The sequence below is a fragment of the Cupriavidus sp. H18C1 genome (assembly GCF_049311595.1).
Classification (GTDB): Bacteria; Pseudomonadota; Gammaproteobacteria; order Burkholderiales; family Burkholderiaceae; genus Cupriavidus; species Cupriavidus cauae.
Window position 1 is genome coordinate 1126637 of record NZ_CP186008.1, and the last position, 20043, is coordinate 1146679.

At 69.6% G+C, this 20043-nt stretch carries 19 protein-coding genes and 1 pseudogene; 14 read left to right on the plus strand and 6 right to left on the minus strand.

Going from position 1 to position 20043, the window contains the following annotated elements; translation table 11 throughout:
* Positions 1-3: 3 nt before the first annotated feature.
* The 5 genes and pseudogenes from OJJOAM_RS05330 (at position 4) to OJJOAM_RS05350 (ending at position 2651) form a co-directional block, all read left to right on the plus strand.
* Complete coding sequence (locus OJJOAM_RS05330; protein WP_226108325.1) at positions 4-222, plus strand: RNA-binding S4 domain-containing protein; 219 nt, start codon at positions 4-6, stop codon at positions 220-222.
* A 249-nt stretch (positions 223-471) separates the two neighbouring features.
* Positions 472-855: an MAPEG family protein gene (locus OJJOAM_RS05335; protein WP_422649112.1), complete on the plus strand. Its 384-nt coding sequence runs from the start codon at positions 472-474 to the stop codon at positions 853-855.
* Between the two features lie 128 nt (positions 856-983).
* A complete protein-coding gene (locus tag OJJOAM_RS05340) occupies positions 984-1304 on the plus strand; it encodes a hypothetical protein (RefSeq protein WP_226108327.1) in 321 nt (106 codons plus the stop codon).
* 288 nt (positions 1305-1592) lie between these two features.
* A complete protein-coding gene (locus OJJOAM_RS05345; protein ID WP_422649113.1) occupies positions 1593-2141 on the plus strand; it encodes a YaeQ family protein in 549 nt (182 codons plus the stop codon).
* 161 nt (positions 2142-2302) lie between these two features.
* A pseudogene (locus tag OJJOAM_RS05350) lies at positions 2303-2651 on the plus strand (FKBP-type peptidyl-prolyl cis-trans isomerase).
* 40 nt (positions 2652-2691) lie between these two features.
* Here the strand turns inward: OJJOAM_RS05350 and OJJOAM_RS05355 are convergent.
* On the minus strand, positions 2692-3012 hold the full coding sequence (locus OJJOAM_RS05355) for a hypothetical protein (protein WP_422649114.1): 321 nt from the start codon (positions 3010-3012) through the stop codon (positions 2692-2694).
* Positions 3013-3175: 163 nt separating this feature from the next.
* On the opposite strand from OJJOAM_RS05355, the gene OJJOAM_RS05360 reads away from it, so the two are divergent.
* The gene (locus tag OJJOAM_RS05360) at positions 3176-3901 is read left to right on the plus strand and encodes a gamma-glutamylcyclotransferase (RefSeq protein WP_422649115.1); all 726 of its coding nucleotides are present in this window, start codon (positions 3176-3178) and stop codon (positions 3899-3901) included.
* 13 nt (positions 3902-3914) lie between these two features.
* Complete coding sequence (locus OJJOAM_RS05365; RefSeq protein WP_422649116.1) at positions 3915-4733, plus strand: ankyrin repeat domain-containing protein; 819 nt, start codon at positions 3915-3917, stop codon at positions 4731-4733.
* Positions 4734-4882: 149 nt separating this feature from the next.
* Here OJJOAM_RS05365 and OJJOAM_RS05370 read toward each other — a convergent pair whose 3' ends face one another.
* On the minus strand, positions 4883-6583 hold the full coding sequence (locus OJJOAM_RS05370; protein WP_422649117.1) for a long-chain fatty acid--CoA ligase: 1701 nt from the start codon (positions 6581-6583) through the stop codon (positions 4883-4885).
* A 350-nt stretch (positions 6584-6933) separates the two neighbouring features.
* Here OJJOAM_RS05370 and trxA point away from each other — a divergent pair, with 350 nt between their 5' ends.
* Positions 6934-7779, plus strand: a complete 846-nt coding sequence (trxA, locus tag OJJOAM_RS05375; protein ID WP_422649118.1) for a thioredoxin — start codon at positions 6934-6936, stop codon at positions 7777-7779.
* A gap of 91 nt (positions 7780-7870) precedes the next feature.
* On the opposite strand, the gene OJJOAM_RS05380 is transcribed toward trxA, so the two are convergent.
* Positions 7871-8389, minus strand: coding sequence for a bacteriohemerythrin (locus OJJOAM_RS05380; protein WP_422649119.1), 519 nt, complete (start codon positions 8387-8389; stop codon positions 7871-7873).
* A 218-nt stretch (positions 8390-8607) separates the two neighbouring features.
* Between OJJOAM_RS05380 and OJJOAM_RS05385 the strand changes: the two genes are divergently transcribed.
* Positions 8608-9186 (plus strand): AAA family ATPase, encoded by a 579-nt coding sequence (locus OJJOAM_RS05385; RefSeq protein WP_422649120.1) that lies wholly within the window; start codon positions 8608-8610, stop codon positions 9184-9186.
* A gap of 164 nt (positions 9187-9350) precedes the next feature.
* Here the strand turns inward: OJJOAM_RS05385 and OJJOAM_RS05390 are convergent, their stop codons facing one another.
* The gene (locus OJJOAM_RS05390) at positions 9351-10190 is read right to left on the minus strand and encodes a tRNA threonylcarbamoyladenosine dehydratase (protein WP_422649501.1); all 840 of its coding nucleotides are present in this window, start codon (positions 10188-10190) and stop codon (positions 9351-9353) included.
* A 380-nt stretch (positions 10191-10570) separates the two neighbouring features.
* Between OJJOAM_RS05390 and OJJOAM_RS05395 the strand changes: the two genes are divergently transcribed.
* From OJJOAM_RS05395 to OJJOAM_RS05415, 5 genes are all read left to right on the plus strand, one after another.
* Positions 10571-12925: an AsmA family protein gene (locus OJJOAM_RS05395; RefSeq protein WP_422649121.1), complete on the plus strand. Its 2355-nt coding sequence runs from the start codon at positions 10571-10573 to the stop codon at positions 12923-12925.
* Positions 12926-13261: 336 nt separating this feature from the next.
* Positions 13262-14455, plus strand: a complete 1194-nt coding sequence (locus tag OJJOAM_RS05400) for an MFS transporter (protein ID WP_149317807.1) — start codon at positions 13262-13264, stop codon at positions 14453-14455.
* Positions 14456-14683: 228 nt separating this feature from the next.
* Positions 14684-15322, plus strand: coding sequence for a pyridoxamine 5'-phosphate oxidase (gene pdxH, locus OJJOAM_RS05405; RefSeq protein WP_422649122.1), 639 nt, complete (start codon positions 14684-14686; stop codon positions 15320-15322).
* A gap of 216 nt (positions 15323-15538) precedes the next feature.
* Positions 15539-16771, plus strand: a complete 1233-nt coding sequence (locus tag OJJOAM_RS05410) for a class I SAM-dependent methyltransferase (protein ID WP_422649123.1) — start codon at positions 15539-15541, stop codon at positions 16769-16771.
* A gap of 105 nt (positions 16772-16876) precedes the next feature.
* Positions 16877-17986 (plus strand): DUF72 domain-containing protein, encoded by a 1110-nt coding sequence (locus tag OJJOAM_RS05415; RefSeq protein ID WP_422649124.1) that lies wholly within the window; start codon positions 16877-16879, stop codon positions 17984-17986.
* Positions 17987-18254: 268 nt separating this feature from the next.
* Here the strand turns inward: OJJOAM_RS05415 and msrA are convergent, their stop codons facing one another.
* The gene (gene msrA, locus OJJOAM_RS05420; RefSeq protein ID WP_422649125.1) at positions 18255-18800 is read right to left on the minus strand and encodes a peptide-methionine (S)-S-oxide reductase MsrA; all 546 of its coding nucleotides are present in this window, start codon (positions 18798-18800) and stop codon (positions 18255-18257) included.
* Positions 18801-18859: 59 nt separating this feature from the next.
* The gene (locus tag OJJOAM_RS05425; RefSeq protein WP_422649126.1) at positions 18860-20005 is read right to left on the minus strand and encodes a class I adenylate-forming enzyme family protein; all 1146 of its coding nucleotides are present in this window, start codon (positions 20003-20005) and stop codon (positions 18860-18862) included.
* Positions 20006-20043 lie beyond the last annotated feature (38 nt).

The window sequence follows — 20043 nt, forward strand, 5'->3', positions numbered from 1 at the left end:
ATCATGCAGACCCTGACCTTCCCGCTGGACCGCGAGCACATCGCGCTGAACGATCTGCTCAAGCTGGCCGGCGTGGCCGACAGCGGCGGCGCCGGCAAGGCGCTGGTCGCTGCCGGCGAGGTCGCGGTCGACGGCGTGCCCGAATCGCGCAAGACCGCCAAGATCCGCGCGGGCCAGGTGGTGACGCTGCCGGGCGTGACGATCCGGGTGGTGGCGGCCTGAGGGCCGATGGAGTGCGGAGCGGCGCTGGAGTGCCTAGCGGGCTGGAGTGCCTAGCGCCGCTTGAGTGCCGAGTGTCGCTTGAGTGCCGAGTGCCGCTTGGGACCGCTTGAGGCCCGATCGAGGGCCGCCTGAGCAAGACACAGGCGCCCACAAGCGCCACATGGGGGCCACATAAGGGCCACATAAGGGTCACCTGAGCGCTACCTGACCGCCGGCGACGCGCCGACGACAGAACCAAAGGACAACGCCATGCCGATCGCTTTCTGGTGCGTGCTGGTCGCCGGCATCCTGCCCATCGTCACGGTGGGCATCGCCAAATGGGGCGCGCCGGGTTTCGACAACCACGATCCGCGCGCCTGGCTGGAGCGGCAGACCGGCCGCGCCCGCCGCGCCGACCTCGCCCACCGCAACCATTTCGAAGCCTTTCCGCTGTTCGCCGCCGCGGTGTTGTGCGCCAGCCACCTGCAAGCGCCGCAGGCGCGCATCGACGAGCTGGCGGTCGCCTTCATCGTGATCCGCGTGCTCTACACCGTGTGCTACCTGGCCGACCGCGCCACGCTGCGCTCGCTGTGCTGGACGCTCGGCTTCCTGTGCGTGCTGGGCATTTTCCTGCTGCCCGTGCTGGTGCCCTGAAAGAGACCGTTGACTTCTGTCACAGGTCGACCCGGCGACACCTGAAACCCCGAAATCTTCTGTAGAATCAGCGCTTTGCAAAATTTAGCCCTGGCTTTTTCGCCTGGGTGCGACGGGACGGGGGAATCATGATCGGGATTGGACTGGGGGATGTGGTGGCGGCTTCGCTCGCTGCCGCAGGGGCGTGCTTGATCTGCAGCATTCCGCGCGATTTCGTCGGCCATCTGCGCAACTTCCCCGCCTGGGTGATGCGCACCTACGGTCGCCGCGCCCTGGTGATCCCGGTGCTGGTGATGCTGGTCGTCGGCCGTCTGGTCGAGCTCGGCGTCAACGGGCAGATCGACAGTCCCGCCGGGCAGGCGATGGTGATCGCCGCCGCCTTCCTCGCGCTGGTGATCGCCTCCGCGGTGCTGCGCTTCTACTTCAGCGATTACCGCAAGTCCCGCTGACCGCCGCGGCGCGCGTGCCGGACATCCGGCGCGCGGCGCTGCCGCTTCCGCTGTCGTATCCGCTGTCGTTTCCGCTGTCGTTTCCGCCGTCGTATCCGCTGCTGCTTTCGCTGTCGTTTCCGCTGCGGTTTCCACCGCAGCTTCCGCTACCCTCCTTCCTGCTCCCCCCGCCATGCCGTCCGCACCGTCATGCAGGCGGTGATCGGGTAACATGCGCGCTTTGCCGGCCGGCCGTGCCGGGCATCCTGCCCGCGCCATCGGCCGGCGTGCCGCCTCCCCTCTTCCCCCATGGCCCTGAAGTCCACCATCTGCAAAGCCGAGCTGTCGATCTCCGATATGGACCGGCATTACTACGGCACCCACGCGCTGACCGTCGCGCAGCACCCGTCCGAGAACGACGCCCGCATGATGGTGCGGCTGCTGGCGTTCGCCTGCGCGGCCGGCGAGACGCTGACCCTGACCCGCGGGCTCGACGAACCCGACGAGCCGGACCTGTGGGAGCGCAGCCTGACCGGCGAGATCGACCACTGGATCGACCTGGGCCAGCCCGACGAGACGCGGCTCAAGCGGGCCGCCTCGCGCGCCGCGCGCGTGACCGTGTTCGCCTACCAGCCCGCCAGCGCGCGCGAATGGTGGAAGGGCATCGCCGGCAAGGCCGGCAAGCTGCGCAACCTGACCGTGCATGCGGTGCCGGGCGAGGCGGTCGACGCGCTGGCCGGCATGGCCCGCCGCGCGATGCGGCTGACGGTGACGATCCAGGACGGCGAGATCTGGTTCAGCGACGACGAGCGCAGTGTGCAGCTGCGCCTGGATACCTGGCAACGGGCCGACGCCTGACCCCTGGCGCCTGACGCCAAACCCATCAACGCTTGCGGGTACACTGCCGGCTCGGCAGCACCGAGCGCGCCAGCCATGGCGGCGCGGCCCCGTGCGCCGAATCACCACGCGCATCGCGGCCCCCAAAGGCCGCGCCGCGCAGTCACACAAAGGAAAGACCGATGATCACCACTCCTTCCGGCCTGCAATACGAAGACACCGTGACCGGCCAGGGCGCCGAAGCGACCGCGGGCAAGCATGTCACCGTGCATTACACCGGCTGGCTGTACGAGAACGGCCAGGCCGGCCGCAAATTCGATTCGAGCAAGGATCGCAACGATCCCTTCGTGTTCCCCGCTGGGCGCCGGCCATGTGATTCGCGGCTGGGACGAAGGCGTGCAGGGCATGAAGGTCGGCGGCACGCGCCGGCTGGTGATTCCCGCCGACCTGGGCTATGGCGCACGCGGCGCCGGCGGCGTGATTCCGCCGAACGCCACGCTGCTGTTCGAAGTGGAACTGCTGGCCGTCTGAGGCGGTTGACGCTCCGGAAAGACTGAGCCGGCAGGCCGGCTCAGAAGCCGATCGACGCGTTGCCCACGTCGACGCGGACCCGATCGCGGCCCAGGATATGCGCGGCATGCCGCGCGTACTCCCGGGCCCAGTCCGGATCGCTGGTGAAGCGCTGCTCGCCCGAGAAGCGCGCCACGCTGAGGATCTTGTCGATGACCAGCACCTTGCCCACCGGGCTGGAAGCCTGGCAGTCGAGCTCCGCATACTCCCGATCGAACCAGCGCCAGCCGGCATCGTCGCTGATGCCCGCGAGTTCGGTATCGCCGATGGTGAACTCGAATTCCTTGCCGGTGCCGAAGGCCACCGTAAGCGTTCGCGCCATGGTCCATCCCTCCTGGTAGTTGGCAGCCATTGTAAGGACGGCGCAACATCGGCCGCCACCCCGCCGGCAGTGGGTACCTCCGTACCGTTGCCCCACGCCGACATCCCCCCGCCATGTGGTGTAGCAAGCCTCCCGCTGCCCGGCTTTGCATTATGCTTGCACCATGGCCATCACCCGACAAGATCTCGAAGCGGACCGGCTGCGGACCACGCTGGGCGGTACCCCGGTGGCTTCCTCGCTGCTGTCGGAAGACGCGCTCGAGCGCTCGTTGCGCTCCACGCTCGATCACCGGCCCGACCAGCCCGACATGCACGGCGACGTCTGGCTGTTCGGCTACGGCTCCCTGATCTGGAACCCGATGGTGGTGCACACCGAGCGCCGGCTCGCGACCGTGCATGGCTATCACCGCGGTTTCTACCTTTATTCGCGCATCAATCGCGGCACCTGGGACAACCCCGGCCTGGTGCTGGGCCTGGACCGCGGCGGCAGCTGCCACGGCATGGTGTTCCGCATCCCCAGCCATGTCGTCGAGCAGGAATTCCGCGTGCTGTGGCGCCGCGAGATGATGACCGGCGCCTACCATCCGCGCTGGCTGCGCGTGAAGCTCGACGGCGAGGCGCCACCGCAGCGGGCGCTCGCCTTCGTGATGAACCGCGCCCACGAGGCCTATGCCGGGCGCCTGCCCGACGAGCGCGTGGTCACCTGCCTGCGGCGCGCCACCGGCCTGTACGGCCCGGCGCGCGACTATCTGCACCAGACCCTGCTGGGCCTGGCCACCCACGGCGTCGACGATCCCTATCTGGGCCGGCTGTGGCGACAGATCCAGGCCGCCGACGCCGAACCGGCCGGCGAGCCGGCCGCGGACTGCGAACCGGCCAACGCCGCCTGAACCGGAGACCGCCATGCCCGCCCCCGCCCGAGCCCGCCGCCTGATGGTCGCCGAAGCGCTGGGGTTGTCGGGGCTGCTGCTCGGCGGGGCCTTGCTGTCGGGGCCCGCCGGCGTGTCGATGGCGGCCCGTCCCGGTTCCTCCTCGCCCGCGCCCGCCTCGCCGTCGCCTTCGTCGTCGCCCTCCCAGCGGGCCGCCACGCAGCCGGGCAGCGCCGGCCGGCCGCACAACGCGCTGAGCGCGCTGAACCGCAATCTGCTGACCGCCGCCTCGCTTGGCGACGCGGCGCTGGTGCGCAAGCTGCTGGGCGCCGGCGCCTCGCCGCATGCCGCCGACGAGCGCGGACGCACCGCGCTGCTGATCGCGCTCTATCAACGGCATGGCGAGGCCGCTCGCGCGCTGATCCACGCGGGCGCCGATGTCAATCACAAGGACGATCAGGCCAACAGCGCCTTCCTGCTGGCCGCCGCCAGCGGTCAGGTGGAGCTGGTGCGGCTGACGCTGTCACACGGGGCCGATCCGCACAGCACCGACCGCTATCGCGGCACCGCGCTGACGGCGGCCTCGCAGCATGGCAACCCCGAGGTGGTCAAGCTGCTGCTGCAAGCCGGCGTGCCGGTCGATCATGTCAATGCGCTGGGATGGACGGCGCTGCTGGAGGCCATCGTGCTCGGCGACGGCAGCGCGCGCTACGAGCACGTGGTCCAGCTGCTGCTCGATGCGGGCGCCGACGCCAACCTGGCCGATCGCGACGGCGTCACGCCCACGCGGCATGCGCGCGAGCGCGGCTACAAGACGATGGTGAAGATGCTGATGCGGGTGCGCGGGCACTGACCGATCGCGGGATCGGTCGCGCGACCGACGTGCAATCGCACCCGCGGAGGGCCGACCGCCTTGCCGGCGGCTTCGCGTCCGTAGCCGATGCTCACGCCAGGGGAGGCGCCCCGGGCGGGACGCCTCGCCCCGCCCGGCACCGTGCGCCCTCAACCCAGGCGCGCGTTCTCGGCTTCCTGCAACTGGCGCCACATCACCTTGCCGGTCCCCGACTTCGGCAGCGCGTCGACGAACTCGACCACGCGCGGGTACTTGTAGGCGGCCATATTGTCCTTGGCCCAGGCGATGATGTCGTCCGCCGTGGTCTTGCCCTTCGCGTGCGCCTTCAGCACGACCACGGCCTTGACCGTCTCGCCGCGATAGGCGTCGCGCGTGCCGATGATGCAGGCCTCCTGCACGTCCGGATGCTTGTACAGCAGGTTCTCGACCTCGGCCGGCCAGACCTTGAAGCCCGACGCGTTGATCATCCGCTTGAGCCGGTCCGTGATGAAGAAATAGCCCTCCTCGTCCATCCGGCCCAGGTCACCGGTGCGGAAGAAGGTCTTGCCCTCGAACTCGATGAAGGCCTCGCGCGTCGCGTCCGGCTTGCCCCAGTAGCCCTTGAACACCTGCGGGCCGCAGACGATGATCTCGCCGACCTCGCCCGGAGGCAGCTCCTTCAGCGTGACCGGGTCGACCACGCGCGCATCGGTGTTGAAGGTCGGCACGCCCAGGCACTGCAGCTTGGGCCGGTCGGCCGGATTGCTGTGGGTCGGCGCCATCGTCTCGGACAGCCCGTAGCCCTCGAGATAGTTCAGGCCGAACTGCTCGCGCAGCCGTTCGGCGATCGCCTGCGGCATCGCCGCCCCGCCGCCGCCGATATAGCGCAGGCTCGACAGGTCGAACTCGGCCAGGTTGGGGCTGGCCAGGAAGTCGATCACCATGGTCGGGATATTGGTCCAGTGCGTGACCTGGTAGCGCGAGATCAGCCGGCCCGCGACCTCGCGGTCCCAGCGCGGCAGCATCACCACCGTGGCGCCGCTGTAGATCGGACCATTCATGCCGTACTGCATGCCGGTCACGTGGAACAGCGGCAGCACCGACAGGATCACCGACTCGGCGCCCGAGCCCGACCAGGTCGAGCCGCCGACCACGTTGTGCATCACGGACCGATGGGTATGGATGCAGCCCTTGGGGAAGCCCGTGGTGCCCGAGGTATAGGGCATCACCGCCATGTCGTCGGGGCCGGCGGTATGCGGGCCGGGCTGGTGGCCGCCCGCCAGCGCGTCGCGCCATTGCACGGCGCCGGCCGGCAGCGCATGCTCGGCGGTCAGCCAGGCGGGCGGTGCGTCCTCGGGGTGCTCGTGGCGCTCGGGCAGCGCATCGGCGTATTGCGTCACCAGCAGATGCTGCAGCTGCTGCTCCCGCGGCAGCTCGGCGTTGGCGGCCGCGGCGCCGCCGGCCAGATCGGCCGAGCAGATCGCCACGCGGGCCTGCGCGTCGGTGATGTAGTGTTTGAATTCCTCGGCCCGGTTCATCGGATTGACCGGCACCACGACCGCGTCGGCGCGCAGGATCGCGTAGTAGCTGACGATGAACTGCGGGCAGTTCTGCATGTACAGCAGCACCCGGTCGCCCTTGGCCACGCCGGCCTCGCGCTGCAGCCAGCCCGCCAGCGCGGTGGCCTGCGCCTCCAGCTCGCGGAACGTGATGGCCTTGCCGAAATAGCGGATCGCGGCCTTGTCGGCATAGCGGCGCGCCGACACCTCCAGATTGACCCACAGCGAGGTCTCGGGCAGCACGATGGCGGTGGGCGCCCGCTTGGGCCAGAACTGGAAATGCGGGCGCGCGGCGGGCTTCTGGGTCTGCATGCGTTTGTCTCCTGAGCGGTCTTTGCAACCGGTTCTCGTGCGTCGTTGCCGAGCCATCGTTGTCGAACGATGGGCACCGGCGCCACCGCGGCCGGCAAGCAGCCCCGGCGGCGAATCGTCAAGCAATATAACCGAACGACCGTTCTATTTCCAAGGGGGTAGATTCCCGCAAGCGGGGTTGAGATGAGCGGCGCCGTCCCCACATCCACACAAGGAAACGGCCGTGCGGCGCGATTCCGCGCCTCGGGCCGAATCATGCGACCCGCGAGTCCCGGCGACTCCCAAGGATTTCCCGGGACTCCCGCGGATCCACGCGATATCTGGCGAATTCACGAACAGCGAGGCAAGGAATGAGCGACGTCACCCTGCAGAACTTCGACCACGACGTGATTGCGCTGTCGCGCAGCGTCCCCGTGCTGGTGGACTTCTGGGCGCCATGGTGCGGACCGTGCCGCACGCTGGGCCCGCTGCTGGAGAAACTCGAGCGCGAGGCCGGCGGCAAGTGGAAGCTGGCCAAGATCAATGTCGACGAGAACCAGGAGCTGGCGGCCCACTTCGGGGTGCGCAGCATTCCCCACGTGGTGGCCTTCGTCGACGGCAAGCCGGTCGACCAGTTCATCGGCGTGCTGCCCGAATCGGGCCTGCGCGAGTTCATCGCGCGGGTCACGCCGAACCCGGGCCAGATCGCACTGCGCGAGGCGCGCCACGCGGCCGCCGGCGGCAATCGCGAGATTGCGCGCGAGGCCTTCCAGGCCGCGCTGGCTTTCGATCCCGGCTTCGACGAGGCGCGCATCGACTACATCGCCTTCCTGCTCGACGGCAATGCGCTGGAGGAGGCGGAAGCCCAGTTCGGCATGCTGACGCCGCGGGCGCCGCAGCACGACGCCTATGCCGCGCTGCAGACGCGCCTAGAGGCGATGAAGAGCCTGGGCGACCTGCCCGACGAAGGCACGCTGACCGGCCGCATCGCCGCCGACCCCGCGGATCTGCGGGCGCGCCTCGATCTGGCGCGGCTGCTGATCGCCCGCCGCCAATACGAACCGGCGCTGGAACAGCTGCTGGCGATCGTGCGCACCGACCGCGGCTTCGAGGACGATGTCGGCCGCAAGACGATGCTGTCGGTGTTCGAGATGATGGGCGACACGCCCGAGGCGGTGTCGCGCTGGCGCCGGCAGTTGAGTGCGGCGTTGAATTGAGGTTGCGGGGCCGAGAGGGCGCGGTTGCCCCTCTCTCCCGGCCCTCTCCCCCGGCCCTCTCCCCCGGCCGTCTCCCCCCGGCCGTCTCCCCTTACCCCGCCGGCCCCTCCACCAGCGTAAAGCCGTTCTGCCGCATGTAGGCCACCATCGCGGCGTCCTGCTTGCGCACGTGCAGCGCGAACCAGCCGGGCAGTTCCGCCACCAGGCGGCGCCCGGTCTCGAAGTCCCCTTCCTGCTCGACCTTCGCGCGGACCTTGTCGACGATCTCCAGCATCTGCCGGTGCTCGCCGGCATGGCATTGGCGCGGGCCGAAGTTCATCGCCTCCATCCACGCCTCCTCCATGTCGAAGTGATAGCGCGTGTGGTCGATCCACTCGTCCAGCGCGGCCAGAAAGCCCTCGTCGCTGGCGCGCTGGGCGGCCTGCAGCAGCAGCACGAACTCCGCATGGGTATGGTCGGTGACGGGCTCGCCCAGATGCAGGTCGGCCGGCAGCGCGCTGCTGTCGAGATCGGGCGTGGCCGTGGAGGCCGGGGGAGGCCGTGGAGGCCGTGGAGGCCGGGGAGGCCGGGGGAGGCCGGGGGAGGCGGAAGCGGGAGCGGAAACGGTCATGAAGGCGATCGGTTATGCTGCGCGGAATGCCCGAAGGCACAGGGATACGCGCAAGGATACCGAATCCCGCGCCCGGCGCCCGCGCCGACGCCGCTGGTTGCCCGCGTCGTCTCCGCATGCCGCCCGCTTCGTTCCTGCTGGCTCCCCGCTTCGTCTGCAGAGTTGCCAGCTGGTTGCCCGCCAATCTTCTTCCCCGCTTCCTCGCCCGCTCCCCTTCGATGCCAAGACTGATCTTCTTCTGCGGACATGCCGGCACCGGCAAGACCACGCTGGCCCATCGCCTGATCGGCCCTCTGATGGAGGCCACCGGCGAACCGTTCTGCCTGCTCGACAAGGACACGCTGTACGGCCGCTACAGCGCCGCCGCGATGGGCGCGCTGACCGGCGATCCGAACGACCGCGACAGCCCGCTCTACCTGCAGCATCTGCGCGATCCGGAATACCAGGGCCTGCTCGATACCGCCCGCGAGAACGTGGCGCTGGGCATCAGCGCGATCGTGATCGGCCCGCTGTCGCGCGAGATCCGCGAGCATCGCCTCAGCGACCCGCAGTGGCTGGCGCTGCCGGCCGGCACCACGGTGCGCGTGGTCTGGGTCCATCTGCCCGAGGACGAGGCGCACGCGCGCATCGTGCGGCGCGGCAATCCCAACGATGCCTACAAGCTGGCGCACTGGGAAGACTATCGGCAGCGGCGCTTCATGCCCGATCCGGCCGAGTATCCCGAGCTGATCTACTTCGACAACCTCGCGCCCGGCGAGGCCGAGGTGACGCGGCTGCTCGACGCGCTGCGGGGTTGAGCGCACGAACTCGTCGCGAAGGGGGACAACGGCGGGTGCCGGGCGATATCGCAGGCATCGGCGCCGCCGCGCCCATCTTCCCGGCCCCTCTCCCCGGCCATCTTCCCGGCCCTCTCCCGCAAGCGGCGAGGGGAGAAAACCGCCAGCCGTTGGAACCGGGCCGGTCAGCCAGGCTGCGCGATCGCGCTCAGCGCCACCGAAGCCGCGACGAACCCGAACACCGCGGTGACCGCCACCGACGAACCGAAGCCCGCGCAGGCCAGCCCCTGCGGCCCCTGCCGCCGATGGGCGGCGTCGGCAAAGGGCGCCTCGTCGATTTCGCAGGCCTGCTGCTCGGGCTCGGGATAGCGCAAGGGCTCGTCGGAATACACCGCCGGCAGCCCGAACGGCTTCTTCGGGTCGCGCGGCAGCCCCCATTGCTTGCGCAGCCCGGCGCGGACCTTGGCCAGCAGCGGGTCCTGGATGGTGCGGGACAGGTCGGCGACGCGCACGCGGGTCGGGTCGAGCTGGCCGCCGGCGCCGCCGCAGGTGACGATCGGCAGCCGCTGGCGCCGGGCCCATCCCAGCATCGCGATCTTGACCTTGACCGCGTCGATGGCGTCGATCACGTAGTCGTGGCCGGCCAGCAGCGCCTCGACATTGTCGGGCGTGACGAAATCGTCCACGGGACGCACCCGCACGCGCGGGTTGATCTGCACCAGCCGCTGGGCCATCGCCTCGACCTTGGCGCGCCCATACTCGTCGCCCAGCGCGTGGATCTGCCGGTTGGTATTGGACGGCGCGATATGGTCGAGGTCGATCAGCGTGATGCGCCCCACCGCGTTGCGGGCCAGCGCCTCCGCGGCCCAGCTGCCGACCCCGCCGATGCCGACCACGCAGATGCTGGCCGACTCCAGCCGGGCCAGGCCGTCGGCACCGTAGAGGCGTGCCACGCCGCCGAAGCGGCGGTGATAGTCGTCGTCCTCGGCGCTGTCATGCGGCAGCGCGGCAGGCAGGTCCGCCAGCGCCTGCGCGGCGGCGGGATCGTCATTGCGGTCGGGGCCGGAGTCGGCCCGGAAGTCGGAGCGGGAGGCAGCCCGGGAGTCGGCCCGGGTTTCGACCGGGGGAGTCGCTCCGGGAATCGACCCGGGAGTCGGTCCGGAAGTCGGCCCGGGAGTCTGCGTTAGGGTCGTCGGCCATCGAGGACTTCACCATCGGCTTGGACCCGCCTGCCGAAGAGTTGCAGCAGCGGCGGCGGGCAAAAAATGCGAAAAGCGCGGGCATCAATGTCAGTCGCATGCCGACAGGAGGGCCCGGCGCGCAACTATACAATAGCCGCAACGTGGTACGTCAGCCGCGCCAGCGCACCGGTCCGGTTCGCGCGTGCGCCGGCCAGGAGCCCCTCATGTCGATGCGCCGCCAGGCCGTGCTGTGGAGTGTGTTGACGCCCTTGGTATTGATTGCGGCGGTGGTGGCCTTCGTGCTGCTGTTCGACTGGAACCGCCTCAAGCCCTGGCTCAACGAGAAGGTCAGCGATGCCATCGGGCGCCCCTTCGCCGTCAACGGCGACCTGATCCTGACCTGGCGCCGCCCCGAAGGCGAAAGCGGCTGGCGGCGCCTGGTGCCGTGGCCGCGGCTGTCCGCGCGCGACATCACGATCGGCAATCCCGACTGGACCCAGCAGCCCAACCTCGCCACCGCCCGCGAGCTGGTGTTCCTGCTGCGCCCGCTGCCGTTGCTGGCACGCGAGATATCGCTGCCGACCATCACCATCGATGGCCCCTCCGTCGCGCTCGAACGGCTGGCCGACAAGCGCAACAACTGGACCTTCCCCACCCGCGAAGATAAAGAGCCATCGCAATGGCATCTGGAAATCGGCGAGGTGGTGCTGACGCGCGGCCATCTGGCGCTGAACGACGCGGCCAGCAAGATCGAGCTGCGCGCGACGCTCGAGACCATCGGCGACGCCGCGCTGTACGACAAGGATCGCGACGGCCCTCTCGCACCATCGTCGGCACCATCGTCGGCACCATCGTCGGCACCATCGTCCGCACCCTCGGCCGCCCCATCCTCCGCGCCGGCCGCCTCGGCAGCCCCCGCGCGCGGCGCCAGCGTGCCAGCGGCCGCAAACGCTTCGGCGGCGGCGGCCTCCGCGGCCGCGGCCAACAGCAAGGGCGAACCGGTCTACGGCATCCGCTGGCGCGCGGTCGGCCATTACAACAAGGCCACCATCAACGCCAACGGCAAGGCCGGTGCGGTGCTGAACCTGCGCGACGCCAGCCGGCCCTACCCGCTGCAGGCCGATATCCGCGTCGGCAGCACCCGCGCGCAGATCGAGGGCACGCTGACGGAGCCGGCCCGGCTGGCCGCGCTGGACCTGATGCTGCAACTGTCCGGCGAAAGCATGGCCGACCTGTACCCGCTGACCGGCGTCGTGCTGCCGGAGACGCCGCCGTACCGCACCAACGGCCGCCTGACCGCGACGCTGCGCAAGGGCGCGTCGGTCTACCGCTATCAGAACTTCACCGGCCGGGTCGGCGGCAGCGACCTGGGCGGCACGCTGACCTATACGCAGCGCGAGCCGCGCCCGCTGCTGGCCGGCGAACTGGTGTCCAGGCAGCTGCGCTTCGAGGATCTGGCGCCGCTGATCGGGGCCGACGCCAAGCCCGGCCAGGCCGCGGCGCGCAGCCCGGTGCGCCAGCCGGCCGACAAGGCGCTGCCGGTGGCGCCGTTCCGCACCGAACGCTGGGACGATATCGACGCCGACGTGCGCTTCACGGGCCAGCGCATCATCCGCGACGTCGATCTGCCGATCAACAATCTGGAGACCCATATCGTGCTGCAGGACGGCGTGCTGAACCTGAAGCCGCTGAACTTCGGCGTGGCCGGCGGCACGCTGAGCTCGACCCTGCAGCTGAACGGCAAGCGCACGCCGATGGGCGCGACCATCGACATGCGGGCGCGCCATCTGAAGATCAAGCAGCTGTTTCCCAATCTCGAATCGATGCGCGCCAGCATCGGCGAGATCAACGGCGCCGCCAAGCTGTCGGCCACCGGCAATTCGGTGGCGGCGCTGCTCGGCTCGTCCAACGGCGAGGCGCGGCTGCTGGTCGAGAACGGCACCATCAGCAAGTTCATCCTGGAGGCGATGGGGCTGAACGTCGGCAGCGTGATCATCGCCAAGCTGTTCGGCGACAAGCCGGTGCAGATCCATTGCGGCGTGGCGGACTTCACCTTCACCAACGGCATGGGCCGCGCCCGCACCTTCGTCATCGACACGCAGGACGCGATCATCAACGCCACCGGCGTGATCGACCTGTCCAGCGAGCGGCTGGGGCTGACGATCAACCCCGACTCCAAGGGCATGCGCGTGTTCTCGCTGCGCTCGCCGCTGTATGTGGGCGGCACGCTGAAGGACCCGCGCGTCAGCCCGGACATCGGCGTGCTGGCGCTGCGCGCCGGCGGCGCGGTGGCGCTGGCGCTGCTGGCGCCGGTCGCCACGGTGCTGCCGCTGATCGATCTGTCGCCGGCCGAGGAGAGCCAGTGCGGCAAGCTGCTGGCCGAACTGCGCAAGCGGCCGACCGCGCCGCCGCCGGGCAAGACGTACCGCGATCGCCGCGCACCGGCCTCGGCTCCGGCGGCCCCGGCGGCCCAGGCACCGGCGGGCGGCAACGAGCCGGAGCCGCGTCGCCAGAATCCCACTGCGCCGGCCGCACCGTCGCCCGCGCCCAACAGAACACCGATGTACCAGGGCGGCTGACGCGTTGCCCGATGCACTTCCCCGCGCTGGTGCGTCGGGCATCGATGCTCCAGCGCAACACTCCCGGGCCGACGCCCCCTTTCTGTGCACCAAAACCTAAAAGACCGTTGCACGCTGTCAACAAGCGTCCCATAATTAAATGGCCATTTACATGGAGACGCCCAGCGGTAGCGGCGGCTCGATGCACAACACCACGCTGTAAACGGATGGCAATTTGCAGGTGGCGCCCGTCAGGGCGCGGCCTGTTGCGGGGCGCGGCGCATGCCGCCCCCCGTTCGTCTTTTCCCGGTTGTTCCGGCCTGCCGTTTCACCCCCTCCGCTCCGGTCCTTGCACGAATGACGCCGTATTCCGCCGCCGCCATGCCGATCAGTGTTCTGATCGCGCTGACGGTGTGCAACCACGTGGCGTTCAACGCCAGCCGCGTCGTCGTTTCCCTGTTTGCCATTTCGCTGAAGGCCTCGACCATCACGCTCGGCGTGCTGATGTCGCTGTACGCGCTGCTGCCGATGCTGCTGGCGATCCGCGCCGGGCGCCGCATCGACCAGATCGGGCCGCGCCGGCCGATGACCGCGGGCTCGCTGATGGTGGTCGGCGGCACGCTGCTGCCGGCGATCTGGCCGAGCGTCGCCGCGCTGTACGCCTCGTGCGCGCTGATCGGCGTCGGCTTCATGCTGGTCCAGGTCGCGATGCAGCTGCTGATCGGGCAGCTGTCGACCGACGAGACCCGTCTTCGCAACTACACCTGGCATGCGCTGGGCCTGTCGGTATCGGGCACGTTGGGCCCGGTGGTGGTCGGCTACGTGATCGAGCACGCCGGCTATCGTCCCGCCTTCCTGCTGCTGGTCGGCGTCGCGCTGATCGGTCAGATCGGGCTGCGGCTCGTCCATGACCGCCTGCCCGCGCAGGGCGCCGGCGCGGCGCGCCAGGCCGCGCTCGACGGCAGCCGCGGCTCCGCGCTGGATCTGCTGCAGGTGCCCGAGCTGCGCGCCGTCTTCGTCGCCAGCGCGGTGCTGTCCGCCGCCTGGGACCTGCATGCCTTCCTGATCCCGATCCAGGGCACGCGCGTCGGCCTGTCGCCCTCGTCGATCGGCTGGGTGCTCGGCGCCTTCGCCATCGCCACGCTGGCGATCCGCATCGCGATGCCGCTGGTCACGCGCCATCTGTCCGAATGGAAGATCATCCGCGGCGCGCTGCTGGTCGGCGGCATCGCGTACCTGCTCTATCCCTTCGTCTCGACCTTCTGGCTGATGTGCTGCCTGGCGTTCGTGCTGGGCCTGGCGCTGGGCAGCGCGCAGCCGAACGTGATGAACATCCTGCATAGCGCGTCGCCGTCGGGCCGCGCCGGCGAGGCGCTGGGCCTGCGCTCGGCCGTGCTGAACACCAGCCAGGTGGTATGGCCGCTGACCTTCGGCGTGGTCGGCACCGCGCTGGGCATGCTGCCGATCTTCTTGTCGATGGCCGGCGCGATGGGCGTGGCCGGCTACTATTCGCGCGGACAGACGCGCAAGCTGCCGCCGCCCGCCGCCTGAGGCTGCGCGCGCGTTCGAGCCCCGGGGTTCGAGCTCAGGCTTGCAGCCACCGATTGGAGCCTGGTTGGAACATCGCCCGAGCCGGCTCGCGGGCCGGGATGCCTTCGCTATACTCCAGGCATCCGGATCCGCATATCGGCCGCGCACGCAGCTGTGCCGACGCGATCGGAGACCCGTTCAGGAATCTTCAGCCATCCCCGCCGCGGCCATGCCGCTGCCCTTCCCGCCATGACGCAACTCGCCGATCTCCGTCGTACCTATGTGCTCGGTTCCCTCACCGAAGCCGATGTCGCGCCCCAACCCATCGCGCAATTCGAACGCTGGTTCGAGGAAGCGCTGACCGCCAAGCTGCCCGAGCCGAATGCGATGACGCTGGCCACCGTCGATGCCAGCGGCCAGCCCTCGGCCCGCATCGTGCTGCTCAAGGGCATCGACGAAAGCGGCTTCACCTTCTTCACCAATTACGAGAGCCGCAAGGGGCTGGACCTCGCGGTCAATCCGCGCGCCGCGCTGCTGTTCCACTGGGTCCAGCTCGAACGGCAGGTTCGCATCGAAGGCGTCGTCGAGAAAGTCAGCGAGGCCGAGAGCGATGCCTACTTTGCCTCGCGGCCGCTGGGTTCGCGCATCGGCGCCTGGGCCTCGGCGCAGAGCCAGGAAGTGAGCGACCGCGCGCTGCTCGAACAACGCGAGGCCGAATTCCGCCAGCGCTTCGGCGAGAACCCGCCGCGGCCGCCGCACTGGGGCGGCTATCGCGTGGCGCCGACGCGCGTCGAATTCTGGCAGGGCCGCCCGTCGCGGCTGCACGATCGCATCGCTTATCTGCGCCAGGCCGACGGCAGCTGGCGCATCGCGCGCCTGTCGCCGTGATCGTCATCGCAGGCGCGTTGTTTTGCCCCTGTCATTGATATGGGGTCTAGGCAGTGCACTGCACACCCGCGCGGTTTGGCGTATAAAGTGAAACGCCAGACGCACCAGGCAGCGGGCTCTGGCGTTGGGTATGGCACGGTCTGATATATCGGGAAGCGAGGCCGCCCACAGCTGTTCGTTCGGAAATATGCCGCCATTCATCAGGAGGAAAGCCGCATGTTTTTCAAGCAAGCACTGGACACGCAACTGGAGCGCTGGGTCGCCGAACTGCGCGACAAGGCCAACCTCCCCGTCAAGCTGCGGCTCTGGAATGGCCACGAATATGCGCTGGGCAACTTCGAGCAGCCGGCGGTCACGCTGACCGTGCGGGAGGCCGGCGCGCTGCCGCTGCTGCTGACGCCGACGCTGGACAACCTGGGCGAGGCCTACGTCCAGCAGAAGATCGATCTGGAGGGCAAGCTCGCCGACATCATCGCGGTCGGCTACGGCTTCTCCCGCGCGACCACGCAACTGGCGGGCAGCACGCTGGCCCGCGTCGCGCAACGCTTCACCCATACCAAGCAGGAAGACAAGGCGTCGATCGAATACCACTACGACGTCTCCAACGACTTCTACAAGCTGTGGCTGGACCCGAACATGGTCTACTCCTGTGCGTACTTCGAGCACGGCACCGAGGACCTGGCCACCGCGCAGCTCAAGAAGATCGACCACATCCTGACCAAGATCCGCCTGCAGCCGGGCCAGACGCTGCTCGACATCGGCTGCGGCTGGGGTGCGCTGGTGCTGCGCGCCGCGCAGAAGTTCGGCGCGCGCTGCGTGGGCATCACGCTGTCGGAGAACCAGTTCGCGCTGGCCACCGAACGGGTCAAACAGGCCGGGTTGTCGGACCGCATCGAGATCCGCCTGCAGGACTATCGCGATGTCGGCGGCACCTTCGACCGCATCACCAGCGTCGGCATGTTCGAGCATGTCGGCAAGGAAAACCTGGTCACTTACTTCAGCCGCATGTGCGAGCTGCTGGCCGACGACGGTATCGCGATGAACCACGGCATCACCTCGCCCGACCCGGACAGCGGCAAGGTGCCGATGGACGGTGCCCAGTTCATGGACCGCTACGTGTTCCCGCAGGGCGAGTTGCCGCACATCAGCATGGTGCTGCATACGCTGGCCAAGGGCGGCCTCGAGGCCTACGACGTCGAACTGCTGCGCCGGCACTATGCGCAGACGCTGCGGCACTGGGCCGAGAACTTCGAGACGCACGGCGAGACCATTCGCGCGATGGTCGGCGAGAAGAAATACCGCATCTGGCGCGTCTATCTGGCCGGCTGCGCGCAGGCCTTCGATAGCGAGAAGATGTCGATCTACCAGGTGGTCTGCCACAAGGGCACCCAGCCGTCGAGCACGCTGCCCTGGTCGCGCCATTACATCTACGACAAGACGCTGGATTGAGGATTGAGGCGCCGCGTTGACGCCGGACTTCGCTGTCTGCGCCGGCTTCGCTGACTCGCTGACTTCGCTGACCCGCTGACCTAATCAGGCACGACCGAACCGCCTTTGACTGAAGACCTGTTCGGCGACCCGGTGTCCGACACGACATCGGGTCGCATCGTTTCTCCCGCCGCCCCTGCCGGCCCCACCGCCCCTGCCGGCCTCGCGACGCCGGCCGCGTCCGCGGCAGCCACCAAACCGGCCCGGCGCGGCAAGACGATCCAGCCGGTTGCCGCCTCGGCCGAACTGGCAGCGCTGGCCGCCCGGCTGCCCGCCCATCTCCACCTCGGCACCTCGACCTGGTCCTACCCCGGCTGGAAAGGGCTGGTCTACGACGGCGACTACAGCGACAGCCTGCTGTCGCGCAAGGGCTTGAGCGCCTACGCCGCCCATCCGCTGCTGCGCGCGGCCGGCGTCGACCGCGGCTTCTACGCGCCGATTCCGCTGACCGACTATCTCGCCTATGCGGCCCAGGTGCCCGACGATTTCCGCTTCCTGGTCAAGGCGCCCGCCAGCGTCTGCGATCCGTGGCTGCGCGCGAGCAACGGCGCGGGCCGGCTCGCCAACGCGGCGTTTCTCGATGTGGAGATCGCCGTCCGCGATTTCATCGTGCCGGCCACCGCGGGGCTCGGCGCCAAATGCGGGCCGCTGCTGTTCCAGCTGTCGCCGCTGCGCGCGATGGCGGCCGATGCCGCGGGCTTTCTGTCGCGGCTCGACGCCTTCCTGTCGGCGCTGCCCGCGCTCGACCCGGCGCAGACGCCGAACGCCTGCTATGCGGTCGAGCTGCGCGACCCCGAACTGCTGACACCGCGCTTCATCAAGCTGCTGCGTACGCATGGCGTGCGTTTCGGCTGCGCGGCGCGCGACCGCATGCCGCCGCTGGCGCGCCAGGCCGCGGCGCAGGCGCTGCGCGACGAAGGCGAGCCGGGGCCGCTGGTGCTGCGCTGGCTGCTGCATGAGGGCTATGGCTACGAGCAGGCCGAGGCGGCGTTCGAGCCGTTCGACCGGCTGCATGCGGTCGATCCGCAGACGCTGGCCGCCGCGGCCGACCTGGCCGTGCGCACGCTGCAGGCCGGGCAGCCGGCCTATCTGATCGTCAGCAACAATGCCGAGGGGTGCGCGCCGCTGACGCTGGCGCGGCTGGCGGAGGCGATCGCGCAGCGGCTGGGCGTCTAGCCTCCGCCACCTCCCGCCCCTCTGCCGCCTTCGCCACTGCCGCGGTTGCCGCGGTTGCCGCGGTTGCCGCGTTTGCCGCGGTGCCGCGCTTGCTGCCGCTGGCCGCGGTGCCGGGGTTGCCGCGGTGCACGCGCTTGCTGCTGCCGCTGGCCGCTGTTGTCGGGGTTGTCGGGGTTGTCGGGGCTGCCGCGGTTGCTGTTGCTGTTGCTGCCGCTGCCGCGACTGCCGGGGTTGCCGCGGTTGCAGCCGCTGCCGCGGTTGCCCGCGCTTACTGCGCGCGCAACCGGTGCGCGAAGCTCTTGCGGAACTTGGCCACCTTCGGCGAGATCACGAACGCGCAGTAGCCCTGTTCGGGGTGATTGCAGAAGTAGTTCTGGTGGTAGGCCTCGGCGCGCCAGTAGCGCTGCGCGGGCTCTAGCTGCGTCACCAGCGGCCCGTCGTAGAGCTGGCGCGCCGCGATGTCGGCCATCACCTGTTCGGCGGTGGCGCGCTGCGCGTCCGAGTGGGTGTAGATCACCGAGCGGTACTGCGTGCCGACGTCGTTGCCCTGGCGATTGAGCGTAGTCGGATCGTGGATCGCGAAGAAGATCTCCAGGATTTCGCGATAGGAGATCACGGACGGATCGAACGACACCCGCACCACCTCGGCATGGCCGGTATCGCCGCTGCAGACCTGCTCATAGCTGGGATCGTCGACATGGCCCCCGGTATAGCCGGACTCCACCGCGGTCACGCCTTCGACCTGCTGATAGACCGCCTCCAGGCACCAGAAGCAGCCGCCACCGAGCGTGGCGATTTCGGTTCGATCTTCCATGGATGCTTACCCGTTGGGATGCGCCGCAAGGCGCGATCGAACGATGATACCCGCCGCGCTCAGATCGTGCCGCCGCTGCCGCCGTTGGTGCCGTTGGTGCCATTGCTACTGCTGCTGCCACTGCCGCCGCTGGCCCCGCTGGCGCCGCGACCCGCCTCCAGCGTCGCGCGCAGCTGCGGCTTCAGTACCTTGCCGAGCGCGCTCTTGGGCAGCGCGTCGAGCAGCACCACCTCGCGCGGCAGCTTGAAGCGCGCGATGCGGGCGGCCAGCGTCTCGCGCAGCGGTTCGGTCGCCAGCGCGGCGCGGTCGGCGCCCTGCGCCGGCACGATGACCGCCACCGGCACCTCGCCCCAGCGCGGATCGGGCAAACCCACCACCGCGCATTCGGCCACGCCGGGCAGCGCGACCAGCGCGTTCTCGATCTCGGCCGGATAGATGTTCTCGCCGCCCGAAATGATCATGTCCTTGCTGCGGCCGACCACCTCGATGCAGCCGTCGGCGTCGCGATGGGCAAGGTCGCCCGAGCGGAACCAGCCGTCGACGAAGCCGGGATGGGACGGCTCGCGCCAGTAGCCCTGCATCAGATTGCTGGCGCGGATGCAGATCTCGCCGACCTCGCCCTCCTCGACCTCCTTGCCGTCGCGGCCGAGCAGCCGCACCTGCGCCTCGGGGTGCGGCCAGCCTGCATAGCCGGGCCGCGCCATCGCCTCGTGCAGGCGCAGCACGATCGAGACGGGGCCGGTCTCGGTGGCGCCGTAGACCTGCCCCAGCGGCACGCCGCGCGCATGGAAGGCATCGATATAGGCGCGCGGAATCGTCGACGAGCCGGCCATCACGCCGCGCAGCACGTTCAGATCGGCATCAGCCCAGCCGGGATGTTCGAGCACCGCGCGCAGCGTGGCCGGCACCATCAGCGACAGCGTCGGCCGCGCCTGTGCGAGCGCTTGGAGCCAGGCGTCCGGCGTGAAGCGCTCGTGCAGCGTCACCTGCGCGCCGAGCAGCAGCGCCGGCACGGTCTGGATGCAGAGCCCGCCCACATGGAACATCGGCAGCGTGGACAGGACATGGTCGGTATCGCGCATGTCGTGCGCCCACCAGCTGGCGCGCGCATTGGCGAGCAGCGCGGCCTGCGTGTGCAGCGCCCCCTTTGGCTGCCCGGTGGTGCCGGAGGTGTAGACCAGCAGCAGCGGCGTGTCGTCGGGCATCGGGCCGATCGGGGGAGTCGATGGGCTCGGGCGGCGCC

What these genes read in the sequence shown, in the direction of transcription:
- OJJOAM_RS05410 (WP_422649123.1), top strand. Translation starts at nt 15,539, where the DNA reads ATGTTTTTCAAGCAAGCACTGGACACGCAACTGGAGCGCTGGGTCGCC.
- OJJOAM_RS05330 (WP_226108325.1), top strand. Translation starts at nt 4, where the DNA reads ATGCAGACCCTGACCTTCCCGCTGGACCGCGAGCACATCGCGCTGAAC.
- OJJOAM_RS05385 (WP_422649120.1), top strand. Translation starts at nt 8,608, where the DNA reads ATGCCAAGACTGATCTTCTTCTGCGGACATGCCGGCACCGGCAAGACC.
- trxA (WP_422649118.1), top strand. Translation starts at nt 6,934, where the DNA reads ATGAGCGACGTCACCCTGCAGAACTTCGACCACGACGTGATTGCGCTG.
- OJJOAM_RS05360 (WP_422649115.1), top strand. Translation starts at nt 3,176, where the DNA reads ATGGCCATCACCCGACAAGATCTCGAAGCGGACCGGCTGCGGACCACG.
- OJJOAM_RS05380 (WP_422649119.1), bottom strand. Translation starts at nt 8,389, where the DNA reads ATGACCGTTTCCGCTCCCGCTTCCGCCTCCCCCGGCCTCCCCCGGCCT.
- OJJOAM_RS05335 (WP_422649112.1), top strand. Translation starts at nt 472, where the DNA reads ATGCCGATCGCTTTCTGGTGCGTGCTGGTCGCCGGCATCCTGCCCATC.
- OJJOAM_RS05395 (WP_422649121.1), top strand. Translation starts at nt 10,571, where the DNA reads ATGTCGATGCGCCGCCAGGCCGTGCTGTGGAGTGTGTTGACGCCCTTG.
- OJJOAM_RS05340 (WP_226108327.1), top strand. Translation starts at nt 984, where the DNA reads ATGATCGGGATTGGACTGGGGGATGTGGTGGCGGCTTCGCTCGCTGCC.
- OJJOAM_RS05400 (WP_149317807.1), top strand. Translation starts at nt 13,262, where the DNA reads ATGACGCCGTATTCCGCCGCCGCCATGCCGATCAGTGTTCTGATCGCG.
- OJJOAM_RS05355 (WP_422649114.1), bottom strand. Translation starts at nt 3,012, where the DNA reads ATGGCGCGAACGCTTACGGTGGCCTTCGGCACCGGCAAGGAATTCGAG.
- OJJOAM_RS05365 (WP_422649116.1), top strand. Translation starts at nt 3,915, where the DNA reads ATGCCCGCCCCCGCCCGAGCCCGCCGCCTGATGGTCGCCGAAGCGCTG.
- msrA (WP_422649125.1), bottom strand. Translation starts at nt 18,800, where the DNA reads ATGGAAGATCGAACCGAAATCGCCACGCTCGGTGGCGGCTGCTTCTGG.
- OJJOAM_RS05425 (WP_422649126.1), bottom strand. Translation starts at nt 20,005, where the DNA reads ATGCCCGACGACACGCCGCTGCTGCTGGTCTACACCTCCGGCACCACC.
- pdxH (WP_422649122.1), top strand. Translation starts at nt 14,684, where the DNA reads ATGACGCAACTCGCCGATCTCCGTCGTACCTATGTGCTCGGTTCCCTC.
- OJJOAM_RS05345 (WP_422649113.1), top strand. Translation starts at nt 1,593, where the DNA reads ATGGCCCTGAAGTCCACCATCTGCAAAGCCGAGCTGTCGATCTCCGAT.
- OJJOAM_RS05370 (WP_422649117.1), bottom strand. Translation starts at nt 6,583, where the DNA reads ATGCAGACCCAGAAGCCCGCCGCGCGCCCGCATTTCCAGTTCTGGCCC.